Annotated in this window: 10 protein-coding genes and 1 pseudogene; 5 read left to right on the top strand and 6 right to left on the bottom strand. The window is 62.7% G+C overall.

Features of this window, described 5'->3' with window-relative positions:
* Window positions 1-23 precede the first annotated feature (23 nt).
* Window positions 24-389 (top strand): hypothetical protein, encoded by a 366-nt coding sequence (locus QYQ93_RS00760; RefSeq protein WP_338476074.1) that lies wholly within the window; start codon window positions 24-26, stop codon window positions 387-389.
* A 150-nt stretch (window positions 390-539) separates the two neighbouring features.
* Here QYQ93_RS00760 and QYQ93_RS00755 read toward each other — a convergent pair whose 3' ends face one another.
* The 6 genes and pseudogenes from QYQ93_RS00755 to QYQ93_RS00730 all read right to left on the bottom strand — a co-directional run bounded on the left by QYQ93_RS00755 (window position 540) and on the right by QYQ93_RS00730 (window position 6,221).
* Window positions 540-1,472, bottom strand: coding sequence for a phosphatidate cytidylyltransferase (locus QYQ93_RS00755; protein ID WP_338476073.1), 933 nt, complete (start codon window positions 1,470-1,472; stop codon window positions 540-542).
* Between the two features lies 1 nt (window position 1,473).
* Window positions 1,474-2,094: a lysophospholipid acyltransferase family protein gene (locus QYQ93_RS00750; RefSeq protein ID WP_043048212.1), complete on the bottom strand. Its 621-nt coding sequence runs from the start codon at window positions 2,092-2,094 to the stop codon at window positions 1,474-1,476.
* A 9-nt stretch (window positions 2,095-2,103) separates the two neighbouring features.
* Entirely contained in the window at window positions 2,104-2,547 is a 444-nt protein-coding gene (locus QYQ93_RS00745) for a hypothetical protein (protein ID WP_043048211.1), read from the bottom strand.
* A pseudogene (locus QYQ93_RS00740) lies at window positions 2,537-3,836 on the bottom strand (phosphatase PAP2/dual specificity phosphatase family protein). Before QYQ93_RS00740 ends, QYQ93_RS00745 begins: the two are co-directional and overlap by 11 nt.
* A 2-nt stretch (window positions 3,837-3,838) precedes the next feature.
* On the bottom strand, window positions 3,839-5,587 hold the full coding sequence (locus QYQ93_RS00735) for a bifunctional alpha/beta hydrolase/class I SAM-dependent methyltransferase (RefSeq protein ID WP_338476071.1): 1,749 nt from the start codon (window positions 5,585-5,587) through the stop codon (window positions 3,839-3,841).
* A gap of 10 nt (window positions 5,588-5,597) precedes the next feature.
* Window positions 5,598-6,221 (bottom strand): CDP-alcohol phosphatidyltransferase family protein, encoded by a 624-nt coding sequence (locus tag QYQ93_RS00730; protein ID WP_124413343.1) that lies wholly within the window; start codon window positions 6,219-6,221, stop codon window positions 5,598-5,600.
* 310 nt (window positions 6,222-6,531) lie between these two features.
* Here QYQ93_RS00730 and QYQ93_RS00725 point away from each other — a divergent pair, with 310 nt between their 5' ends.
* From QYQ93_RS00725 to QYQ93_RS00710, 4 genes are read left to right on the top strand one after another with little or no spacing between them, the layout of a single operon-like run.
* Window positions 6,532-8,457, top strand: a complete 1,926-nt coding sequence (locus QYQ93_RS00725) for a protease modulator HflK (RefSeq protein WP_338476069.1) — start codon at window positions 6,532-6,534, stop codon at window positions 8,455-8,457.
* 9 nt (window positions 8,458-8,466) lie between these two features.
* Window positions 8,467-9,462 (top strand): protease modulator HflC, encoded by a 996-nt coding sequence (locus QYQ93_RS00720; RefSeq protein WP_338477301.1) that lies wholly within the window; start codon window positions 8,467-8,469, stop codon window positions 9,460-9,462.
* Window positions 9,459-10,493: a protease modulator HflK gene (locus tag QYQ93_RS00715; RefSeq protein ID WP_338476067.1), complete on the top strand. Its 1,035-nt coding sequence runs from the start codon at window positions 9,459-9,461 to the stop codon at window positions 10,491-10,493. The genes QYQ93_RS00720 and QYQ93_RS00715 overlap by 4 nt, the downstream gene beginning before the upstream one ends.
* Window positions 10,490-12,376 (top strand): cation-translocating P-type ATPase, encoded by a 1,887-nt coding sequence (locus QYQ93_RS00710; RefSeq protein WP_338476065.1) that lies wholly within the window; start codon window positions 10,490-10,492, stop codon window positions 12,374-12,376. The genes QYQ93_RS00715 and QYQ93_RS00710 overlap by 4 nt, the downstream gene beginning before the upstream one ends.
* The last annotated feature ends 69 nt before the right edge of the window (window positions 12,377-12,445 follow it).

Here is a 12,445-nt window from a genome sequence, read left to right as displayed (position 1 = left end):
GCTCAATTCAAGGATGCGTATTGATGCAAAACCCTCCTGCTACTGTCCACGCACGTTTGCACAATCGTCGGTTCGTGGTCGCGAATAACGCCCAAGGGTTGTCCGGTACCGGCACCGTGTTTCATTACCACGTCGAAGACAGCGTGATTTCCAGCACTTACCAGGGTGGCCGGATTCGTCTGGGTACGCAGATCGGAAGGGTGACCGGTCCAGATACCATCGAGCTGCTCTATCACTGCCTGACCTTGGAAGGGGAACTGCTCGCGGGGTGGTCACGTGGCACGGTCGGTGTGGATCACACAGGGCGCACCACGCTGAGTTTCGTTTGGGGGTGGCTGTCGGGTGCGACAGGCGGCGGCGAGTCCAGCTATGTCGAGATCACTGCTTAAAGAGCCCGCAGCCGCATTTACTGTAGGAGCGAGCTTGCTCGCGAAAAACGTCAACAATAACGCGTGCTTTCTGAATAAACGCGGCGCCTGTGAGTTTTTCGCGAGCAAGCTCGCTCCTACATGGGGCATTGGGTTTGTGAAAGGGGTGGGTCAAGTCCACCAGTAACGCACGAGGTGAAAGAAGATCGGCGCCGCAAAGCACACCGAATCCAGGCGATCCAACATCCCGCCGTGTCCTTCGATCATGTGCCCCCAGTCTTTTACGCCGCGGTCACGCTTGATCGCCGACATCACAATCCCGCCGGCAAAGCCCAGCAAGTTGATCAGCAGCGCGATCAGGAACGACTGCCAAGGGTTGAACGGCGTGGTCCACCACAGCGCTGCACCGATCAGTGACGACAACAGTATCCCGCCGACAAAACCTTCCACGGTTTTCGACGGTGACAGGTTGGGCGCGATCTTGTGTTTGCCGAACAGCTTGCCGCATACGTACTGCAATACGTCTGACAGCTGCACCACGATCACCAGGTAGGCGATCAGCAGCAGGTTGCGGCCTTCGTAGCCCGGAATGTCCAACGTCAGCAGGGCGGGCACGAAGGACACGCAAAACACCGCGATCATCAGCCCCCATTGCACCTTCGAGGCGCGTTCCAGGAAGTGTGTGCTGTCGCCGCCCAGGGAGGCGAGGATCGGCAGCAGCAGGAACACGTACACCGGAATGAGGATCGAGAACAGCCCATACCAGTCGGCGTAGATCAGCGCATATTGCAGCGGCAGGGCGAGGTAGAACGCGGCCACCAGGGCCGGGTAGTCGCTGCGGCGGGTTGGGGTGAGGGTGAGGAATTCTCGCAGGGCGTAGAACGACACCGCGTAGAACAACAGGATCACCGCGCCGGTGCCGAGCCAGAAGGCGATGCCGATCACCACCACCATCACCCACCAGGCGTTGATGCGGGCGTTGAGGTTGTCGATGACTGCGTTTGGGCTGCCACGGGTGCGCAGTTTGAGGATCAGGCCAATCAACGAGGCGATGACCAGGATCGCGCCGATGCCGCCGAATAACATCAGGGTTTGGCTATCCATTTCAGGAATGCTCCGGGGCAAGGGCGAGCAGGGCTTCGCGGCTGCGGGCAAGAAAGGCGGCTTTGTCTTCACCTTCTTCCAGTTGCAGGGGGGCACCGAAGCTGGTGGTGCATAACAACGGCAATGGCAATACGCGACCCTTGGGCATGACCCGGTTCAAGTTGGCTATCCACACAGGGACCAATTCGGCCTGTGGGTAACTCTTTGCCAAGTGGTACAAGCCGCTTTTGAACGGCAGCAAGCCATCCTCCAGATTGCGCGTGCCTTCGGGAAAGATGATCAACGAATCGCCGCCTTCCAGGGCCGCGAGCATGGGCATCAGTGGGTTATCCACAGGCTCTTTGCGCTCGCGGTCGATCAGCACACCGTTGAACACCCGGTTGATGATGTAGCGGCGCAAGGCGCTCTTGTTCCAGTAGTCACTGCCGGCCACCGGGCGCGTGAACTTGCGCAGGTTCTGCGGCAGCGACGCCCATACCAGCACGAAGTCGCCGTGGCTGCTGTGGTTGGCGAAATAGATGCGCTGCACCGGCACTGGCGCGCACCCCAGCCACAGGCTGCGAGCGCCGGTGACGGTGCGGGCCATGGAGGTAATCAGCGTGGCGACCACGGGTTCGAACATGGGGATTCCTTATCCGGCGAAAGGCAGCCAAGGGCTGGCGAGGATGACGCCCAGGGTCAGCAGCGCTTGTGCGCCCAGCAACCAGGCTTGTTTGCGCAACAGTTTGAGCGCGCCACGACGGCGTTCGGTCCAGGGCCGGTCGGCGCGTTTGGGCGATTGCAGGCCAAGGGTTTGCAGGGCCTGGTCGAGATCCGGTGTGCGTGTGGTGTCGCGGGCCAGCAGGGCGAACAGGTCGGCGTCGAAGGCCACGCGCAATGCCCAGTATTTTTGCAGCAGGCCCAGTACGATCATCCACAGGGCGAGCAGCAGGCAGATCGTCGAGATACTGGCCAACAATAGCTGGGCAAGGCCGAACAGTACGCCGAGCAGCGTCAGGCCTGTGGATAACTGATCCAGCGAACGGCCACGGCGCAATAAGCTGGCGACCACTTGGAGTTCCATATCAACCGGCATGGGGCAAACCCTCCAAAGCTTCACGGTGTGCGGGGTGTAGGACCACATTGGCCCGTGCTGTACGAATGATAGTCAGTGCTTGATCAACCGTGGCGGCGCGCCGCGTGTTCAACAGCCAGGCGGCGGCGGCGGTGGCGCTGCGAGAATAACCAAGGGCGCAGCACACCAGCAAAGGGCCTTGCTGGCGTAGTTGCTCGATAGCGTGCGCAGCTTTCAGGCACTCCTCGGGGGTCGGTGCGATCAGGTCAAGCACGGGCACGCAGGCATTAAGCACGGCCCTGTGGATTAATCGGCAGTTCGGCGCACAGATCGACAATGGCCTTGAATGAACTCTGGTGGCGCGATGTGGGGATACGTCCTAGCCAGACGTTATCCACAATCAGATCGGGCTGTGGATGTTTGCGTGTCCACAAGCGTGAATTGATCCACGCGCCAGCTAGATAGGGTGCATATAGCCAGCGCGCTGCGGGAGTAAGACGGCCATCTTCGCGTTTTTGAAAGCCTGACGCGCCTAGCACGAAGTAGTTGGCCTTGATCAATGCCAGGGAAACCGCCGGCCACAGCAGCCACAGCCAGCCGCCGCCGAGCACGAAGGCAAGCACCGCCAGTATCAATGCGCCCAGCCCATAGCGCACTCCCAGTCGCCAGCGTTGGGGATTGCGCGTCAGTCGCGCATTCAACAAGGGGCTTGGGTGTTCTACTGGCCATAGCCATACGCACAACCATCCTGCGAGGGCGCCTGTGGGTAAGTCGATAAAGTGATGTTGATAAGTGGTCAGCACCGAAATGCCGATCAACGCGAACCAGCCATGTACCAGCCAGCGCCATACCCGCTGGGTGTGCCGCTGATACATGACCCACAGGATCACCAGCAGCGCGATATGCAGGGACGGCGCCTGGTTGAAGGGCTTGTCAAAACCTGCCAGCACCGCGAACAGCCAGCCGAACACGCCGTCCAGTTCCGGCCGTTCGAACGTGAAGCGCAGCGGCCAGATCAGGAAGCAACCGACGGCTATGACCTGCGCGCTCAGCAGGCGCAGCGCATGTTGTTTCAGCTCATGACGGGTATTGGGCAACAGCAGCGAGAAGCCGTAGAGCAGGTCGATGGACCAATAGGGCACGATAGTCCAGGCCCAGAACGGCATATGGGTTTCCCAGCCAAACACCAGCGTGCCGACGTCGCTGCGCTGGCTGGTGACCCAGGTGGCAAAGCCATAGGTGCTGAAAAACAGTGGCGTCAACAGCAGCAGCCAGAGGACCGCTGGTTTCAATAAACCGGGTTCACGCATGTTCAGATCTTCTGTGCCAGGGACACCGTAAAGATGCCCCAGTCATCCACGCGCTGGGTGATCTTGCGAAAGCCCGCGGCCTCGACCAGCTGGTCCATTTCCGCCTGGCTGCGCCGACGCATCACCCAGGCCTGGCCCTGGCGGTGGCTGGTAAGTGCACGGGCAATCAGCTCAAGTTGCGGGTGCCATGGCTGGCCGGTGTACACCAGATAACCGCCCGGTTCCACGGCTTCGGCCAAACCTGCCAATGAACCGCCGACCATGGCGTTATCGGCGAACAACTCATACAGGCCCGACACCACGGCCAAGGTCGGCTTGGGTTCCAGGGCGGCCAGGTCGGCGCGGTCGAACGCATCGGCTTTGACGAACTGGGCGATGTCTCCCAGGCCCTTTTCGCGAATCAACGCGCCACCGTCGCGCACGTTGATGTCGCTGTAGTCGCGCAGCAGGATCGATTCCGGCAACGGCGACACGCCCTGCAAAGCCTCCAGAATGTAACGGCCGTGGCCGGCGGCAATATCGACAATACGTACTTGGCGATCATCCTCACGCAGCTTGGCCATCGCCAGGCGCAGCAGCTCTTCGACGTTCAGTTTGCGCTGACGAATACCACGCCAGCCGATGGAATTGAGGTAGTTGGTGTCGATCATCCGTCCCAACGCGCCCTTGCCGGTGGGTTTGTTGCGGTACACGTAGTCAAGGGTGCTGCCGGAGTCGAAACCGGTGTCGAAGCCCAGCTTTACTCCGTCCGACAGATTCTTGCCCAGGCCCATGCTGGCGCGGGTCATGCGCCAGTACAGGTCGCGCAGGGAATTGCGTGGCAACGGTGCGGCAAGGGATTCGGATTCGGCGCAGGTGGCGCCAAGTTTGTCGGCGTCCAGCAGACAGGCGCGATCCAGCGGGTGAGCGAAGTTCTGCAGGATAAAGCGTTTGGCGCTGTTCACGGCCACGGCACGGTCACGTTCGCCAAGGGTGTCGTGGAAGAAACCGGGGAGGATATGCAGCTCTTTTTTCAGGCTGCCGAGGCGCTCGAAAAACTGCTGCTGGGGTTTACGGTGCACCACAAAATCGGAGCCGGAGATCAGCAGTTGGGTCGGCACCTGGATCGCCTGGGCATCGGCTACAACCCTATCCGCTGCTTCGTAGAGGCCCAATAGCACATTCACCGAAATGGCCTTGGTGATCAACGGATCGCTGTCGTAGGACGCTACGCGCTCCGGGTCATGGCTGAGGAACTTGGCCTTGACGTAGCTGTTGACGAAAAAGTTGCCCCGGAACCTGCGCATCAAGGCCAGGCCCGGGCGGGCGAAGGGTACGTACAGCTTGACCTTGAAGGCCGGCGAGGCGAGCACCAGGGCGCGGATCTTCGGCGCGTAGTCGTGGACCCAGGTGGCCGCGATCACCGCGCCGACGCTTTGGGCGATCACGGCGAGGTTTTGCTCTTCGATGCCATGGGTGGCGCCGATGTGGTCACAGAAGGTCTGCGCATCACGGGCACTGGTGGCAAAGCTGGGGCTGTCACCGCGCTCGCCGGGCGACTGGCCGTGGCCGCGGGCGTCCCAGGCGAAAAAATCAAACTCCGGCAAGCCCAATTCATCTACCAGGTGGGCAATACGCCCGGAGTGCTCATGGCCGCGATGGAACAACAGGATTGCCTTGCGCGGCCCCGCGGTGGCGGTAGCCGGCCAGTGCCGGTAGAAAAGCTCGACGCCATCATGGGTACTGCAGGTGTGCTGTTGCTGTTCGCGCATCGCAAAATCCTTATGCAGAAGGGGGAGTGTGTTGTTGTTCTTTGAGGCCCTGACGCACCCGGTTGACCAAGGTGTAGGCGAGCAGGGCAGCCACCAGCCACATCACCGCCTCGACCCAGCCCGCGCCGAGCCAGCCCAACGCCACACCGGTGGCCAGCACACCGAGTACGAAGGCCCGATCACTCTTGCCCATCGGCCCGTCATAGCGGCGGGATGCACCCACCATCGGCCCCAGCACTCCGGCGTACTCGCTGAATACCGCCAGCAGCGTCACCAGCAGTACCGGCGCCAGGCTCACGCCGGGGATCAAGGCAAAGGGCAGGATCAACGCGCTGTCGGCAATCACATCGCACAGTTCATTGAGGTAGGCGCCTAGGCGTGACTGCTGGCCGAATTCCCGGGCGAGCATGCCGTCGATGGCGTTGAGCGCCATGCGCACAATCATCCACAGCGGGATCAGCGCAAACAGCCAGAGGTGCTGGGCAAAGCCGGCAATCAAGGCGCCGACCAGCAGAGAAATCACCCCGGCCAGAACGGTGATCTGATTGGCGGTGGTGCCGTTGTCGTAGAGACGCTGCACGAGGGGGCGCAGCAGGTTCTGGAACCGCGGTTTGAGTTGGTAGATGGAAATCATGGGGGTGGCGCTTCCTTGTCCGTGGGCCCGCGAAAAACTGTTCAGGAGTGTGCCGACTTATTGCCGCCGACACTAGTGATAGCTCGTGTTTATAGGGGGTTAGTCACAATCCAGAGAACACCGTGAGGCAAATGTGGGAGGGGGCTTGCTCCCGATAGCGGTGCATCAGCCAACCCATCTACTTACTGACCCAATGCCATCGGGAGCAAGCCCCCTCCCACAGGGGATCCAGGCTGGGTTCAAAAGCGAACAAAAATTTCACGCTTCGTGTTATATCGTAACGAATTATGTACACGCGGGCGTTGAGTGGATGCAAGTGGATCTAGAAGCTGACGGCGCCTCGGTTGAGGGCCTTGCACGTTTTCAGCAGGGGTTGTTCCATGCCCGTCAACTGCGCCAGGCCGGCATCAGCCTGACGGCCCTGGCTATCAGTGCTTGGGTACTGGCGTTGTTCGTGGCGTTGTTTGCGCCGCTGTCGATCTGGCCGGTGGTGTTGATCAACTGCGCTTCGGCCCTGTTGGTGCTGGTAGCCGGGTTACAGTCGGCCTGGTGGGTGGCCGATTGGCGCGCCCAGGCGCTGGAGGCGCCAAGCACCGAACTGAACGAAAAACCCAGCGAGCCCACCACTTGGCACAAGGGCCTGATCAACCGTTTCGGCAATGGTCTGCTGGCCCAGGTCGGCGCGCCGGTATTGTGGTTGGGTGGCTGGGCCCTGCTGGCGTTGGTCAGTGTTACCCAGTTCTGGAACCTGGCCTTGCCCGCGGCGGCCGTCGGTCAATCGGCAAGCATCGGCGCGGCGCTGGCGTTGGCGCTGGCGTTCGGTCTGCTGGTGTTTGAACGTCGCCTCGCCCAGGAAACCGCCGCCCAATGGCCGGAAGCTTCACAGCTGGCGCAGTTGAGCCGGGTGGCGATTATCTGCCTGCTGGTCAGTGCAATCTGCCTGCTGTTTGCCAATGCCGAGTCGGTTTGGCCGCTGCGTCTGGCGACACTTGTCGGCCTGTTGCCGGCGCTGGTGGCGTTGGAGTTCCTGCTCAGAGGCGTACTGTCGCTGTTCAGCCCACGCCAGCCGCGTCTCGAACCGCGCTTGATGGCGCAGAGTTTTATCGCCGGCCTGCTGCGTTGGCCGCCACAACCCTTGCTGGCGTTGCAACATGAGCTGCACAACCGTTTCGGTATCGACCTGCGCCAGATCTGGGCCTTTACCTATATGCGCCGGGCGTTTTTGCCGGTGCTGCTGGTGGTGATGGCGGTCGGTTGGGCGCTGACCGGCGTGCATGAGGTGCCCCTGCAAGGGCGTGGGATTTATGAGCGCTTTGGCAAACCGGTCGAGGTGTTCGGCCCTGGCCTGCATGCGGGTTTACCGTGGCCGTTGGGCCGTGTGCTGAACGTCGAAAACGGCGTGGTGCATGAGCTGGCGACCAGCGTCAGCGAAGCCGCCACGGCGCCGTTGGCCGCTGCCGAAGGCCCGGCGCCGTTGATCGCCAACCGCTTGTGGGACGCCAGCCATGTAAATGACAAGTCCCAGGTCATTGCCAGCAGCAGCGGCGATAAGCAGGGCTTCCAGATCGTCAATATGGACGTGCGTTTTGTCTACCGTATCGGCCTTACCGACCAGGCCGCGCTCGCCGCCACCTATAACAGCGCTGATATCCCGACCCTGATCCGCAGCACCGCCAGCCGCATCCTGGTGCATGACTTCGCCTCGCGCACCCTTGACGAATTGCTCGGTGAACAACGCACCAGCCTCGCCGACGAGATTGGCCGCAGCGTGCAAGCCGACCTGCAAACACTCGACAGCGGTGTGGAAATCCTCGCTACGGTGGTCGAGGCGATCCACCCGCCGGCCGGTGCCGCCAACGCTTACCATGGTGTGCAAGCCGCGCAGATCGGCGCCCAGGCCCTGATCGCCCGGGAACGCGGTGCAGCCAGCGAGCAAACCAACCAAGCGCTGTTGCAAGCCAGCACTGCCCGGGATCAAGCCCAGGCCAACGCCCGCGAGGTGAATGCCGGCGCGCAAGCGGCGAACCTGCGCTTTACCGCCGAACAAAAAGCCTACGCCGCCGCCGGCCAGGCCTTCGTGCTGGAACAATACCTGGGCCAACTGAGCCAGGGCCTGGCCCACGCCAAGCTGCTTATTCTGGACCATCGTTTGGGCGCCGGCAGTGCGCCGACGATCGATCTGCGTTCTTTCACTTTGCCCGCCGATCCTTCGGTGCCGCGCAAAGCCGTTCAATAAGGAGTCTGTCTGTTGAGCGCTCATTCTCACGATCACGGTCATCACCATCATCACGGCCACCACCATCATCATCACGGCGATGAGCAGGCGAGCGGGCCTTTTCCTTGGCGCCGCATGGCCTGGGCGGTGTTGCTGGTACTGTTTGCCGCGGCAGCGGCGAGCCTGGTGCAGGTGCGCTCCGGCGAGGCCACGGTGATTACCCGCTTCGGCAACCCCGCACGGGTGCTGTTGGAACCGGGCCTGGGCTGGCGCTGGCCGGCACCGTTCGAAGCGGCGATCCCGGTGGACCTGCGCCTGCGCACCACGTCCAGCGGCTTGCAGGATGTGGGCACCCGCGATGGTCTGCGGATTATCGTGCAGGCCTATGTGGCGTGGCAGGTACAGGGCGATGCCGACAATGTGCAGCGCTTTATGCGCGCGGTGCAGAACCAGCCGGATGAAGCGGCACGGCAGATCCGCACCTTCGTCGGTTCGGCGCTGGAGACCACCGCGGCCAGCTTTGACTTGTCCAGCCTGATCAATACCGATGCCAGCCAAGTGCGCATTGCTGATTTCGAAGCGCAGTTGCGCCAGCAGATTGATCAACAATTGCTCACCACTTATGGCGTGCGTGTGGCCCAAGTCGGCATCGAGCGCCTGACGTTGCCATCGGTGACCCTCACCGCCACGGTCGACCGCATGCGCGCTGAGCGGGAAACCATCGCCACTGAACGCACTGCCGTGGGCAAGCGCGAGGCGGCGCAGATCCGCTCCGCCGCCGAGCGTGATGCGCGCATCGTGCAGGCCGATGCCACGGTGAAAGCCGCCGATATCGAAGCGCAATCGCGAGTCGAAGCCGCGCAGATTTATGGCCGCGCCTACGCCGGTAATCCACAGCTGTACAACCTGCTGCGCTCGCTGGACACCTTGGGGACGGTAGTTACCCCAGGCACCAGGATTATCCTGCGCACCGACGCTGCGCCGTTTCGCGCACTGGTGGATGGGCCGAAGGACATCCAGCCATGAGCGAGCGTGACAGCCCGGACAGCCCATGGATCCAGGCCGGGCGCCTGACTTTCCTGGCGCTGTACGCGGTCACCGTGTTGGCGGCGTTGGCGTGGGCCTTTTCCAATGTGCGTCAGATCGACCCGCAGAATCGCGCCGTGGTCCTGCACTTCGGCGCCCTTGATCGCATTCAGAACGCCGGGCTGTTGCTGGCCTGGCCGCAGCCCTTCGAGCAGGTGGTGTTGCTGCCGGCGGCGGACCGGGTGATCGAGCGCCGGGTAGAAAACCTGCTACGTTCCGACGCGGCGCTGCAGGCTGATCGCGTGGCCAGTTTCGCTACGCCGTTGAGCGATGCCTTGGCTGGTTCCGGTTATCTGCTGACTGGCGATGCCGGGGTAGTGCAGTTGGACGTGCGGGTTTTCTATAAGGTGACCGAGCCCTACGCTTTCGTATTGCAAGGCGAGCACGTGTTGCCTGCCCTGGATCGGCTGGTGACCCGCAGCGCTGTGGCCCTCACCGCGGCGCGGGATCTGGACACCATCCTGGTAGCCCGCCCGGAACTGATCGGCAGCGACAATGGCGCCGCCGAACGCCGCGAGCGACTGCGCGGCGATCTGGTTCAAGGCATCAATAAACGCCTGGCCGAATTGACCGCCAACGGTTTGGGCCTGGGCGTCGAAGTCACCCGCGTCGATGTGCAATCGAGCCTGCCGGGCCCGGCGGTGAATGCTTTCAATGCGGTACTGACCGCCAGCCAGCAAGCCGATAAAGCCGTGGCCAATGCGCGCACCGAAGCGGAAAAACTTACCCAGAGCGCTAATCAGGAAGCTGACCGCCAGGTGCAAGTCGCCCACGCCCAGGCCAGCGAACGCTTGGCCAATGCCCAGGCGCAAACGGCTACTGTCGCCAGCCTGGCTCAGGTAAAAGACCCAGGCCTGCTGTTGCGCCTTTACCGCGAGCGCATGCCGAAGATTCTCGGTCAGGCCGGCTCCGTCACCACCGTCGATCCCAAGGACGACTCCCGCTTGATCATCCAGGGAGCCGAACAATGAGCGCACCCATGCTGACTTCCGCCGAGCAGCGTAGCGCTGCCCGGCAATTGACCCTGGCCATGCTCGCCTTGGGGCTGCTGGTACTGGGCCTGGTATGGCGCTGGCTGGCGCCGGACCAGAGCGGCGTGAGCCAGTTGCTGCTGGGCGTGGCTTCGCTGTTGGTGGCGGTGCCGGTGATGCGTTCGGCCTGGTACAGCCTGCGCTTTCCGAGCCTGCACGGCATTACCGACCAATTGATTGCCCTGGCCATGCTCGGCGCCTGGGCTACCGGCGATCTGCTCACCGCAGCGCTGTTGCCGATCATCATGATCTTCGGGCATGTGCTGGAAGAGCGCAGTGTGATCGGCTCCCAGGAAGCGATCCATGCGCTGGGCAAACTCACCCGCAGCCACGCCCGCCTGGTGCAGACGGACGGCACCATTACCGAAGTGGATAACGGCACCCTGAACACCGGCGATATCGTCGAAGTGCGCGCCGGTGACCGCGTGCCGGCCGATGGTGTAGTGCTGTCCGGCCAGGCGAGCCTGGATACGGCGCCGATTACCGGCGAGTCGGTGCCATTGGAAGCCAGCGTCGGGGTGCAGGTGTTTGGAGGTGCGATCAACCTCGATGGTTTGTTACGCCTTGAAGTGACGCGCACCGGCAATGAGTCGACCCTGGGCAAAGTCATCGCACTGATGCAGAACGCCGAGCGTTCCAAGCCGCCGATCACCCGGCTGCTGGAGCGCTATGCCGGCAGCTATATGGTGCTGGTGCTATTGCTGGCGGCGGTGACCTGGTTTGTCACCAATGACGCCCAGGCCATGCTCGCCGTGCTGGTGGCGGCATGCCCGTGCGCCCTGGTGTTGTCGGCGCCGGCCACGGCGATTGCCGGGATCGCCGTGGCGGCGCGCCACGGGATTCTGATTCGCAGCTCGGCGTTCCTTGAAGAGCTGGCCGACCTGACGTCGCTGGTGGTCGACAAGACCGGCACCCTGACCTTCGGCACTTTGCGCCTGCAGTCTATCGACACCACCGCGCCGGATCGCCAGGCGTTGCTGAACCTGGCGGCCAGCCTCGGTTCTGCGAGCAGTCACCCGGTCAGCCGAGCGTTAGCGGGGTTGGCGACCCAGGAACAAATGCTGGCACTCACCGACATTCGCGAGCGCCAAGGCTTGGGCGTAGTGGCACAGACCGAGCAGGGCGAAGCGGCGCTCGGGCGCCCGGAATTGTTCGAACAGTTGGGCATCGTCACTACCGGCGTTCCCACCCATGACGGCCCGATCGCCGGGCTGGCGTTGAACGGCGAGTTCCTGGCCTGGTTGCTGCTGGCCGACAGCGTCAAGCCGGAAGCACGCCAGGCCCTGCAAGAACTGCGCGACTTGGGTCTGGGCCGCCAACTGCTGCTGACCGGTGACCGCCAAAGCGTGGCCGATAGCCTGGCGCTGGATGTGGGCATCAGTGATGTCGAAGCCCAGGCCCTGCCGGAAGACAAGCTCAACCGCGTGCTGGGGGAAATCAGCAGCGGCTTCCGGCCGATGGTGGTGGGTGATGGCATCAACGACTCCCTGGCGCTCAAGGCCGGTGTGGTCGGCGTGGCGATGGGCGCGGGCGGTGCGGACATCGCCCTGGCGTCGGCGGACGTGGTGTTGATCGGCAGCGACTTGCGCCGCCTGGGCACCTGTGTGCGCTTGAGTCGCCAGTGCCGGCAGACGTTGCAGGTGAACGTGATCATCGGCTTGGGCTGGACCCTGGCCATTGTGGTGTTCGCAGCGTTTGGCTGGCTGGGTGCGGCGGGCGCCATGATCGCGGCGGTGTTGCATAACCTCAGCACCTTGCTGGTGCTGGGTAACGCCGGGCGTTTATTGCGCTTCCAGGAGCCGCTGTTGAAGCTCGATGAGTAATTTCAGAAATATTTGCATACGGCTGTAACGTCGTTGGGGGGCCTCACTCTAGTGGTGTGTCGAGACTGA

Origin of the sequence: Pseudomonas khavaziana (assembly GCF_036704165.1) — a bacterium.
GTDB lineage: Bacteria > Pseudomonadota > Gammaproteobacteria > Pseudomonadales > Pseudomonadaceae > Aquipseudomonas > Aquipseudomonas khavaziana.
This window is presented reverse-complemented; position numbering and strand designations above follow the sequence as displayed.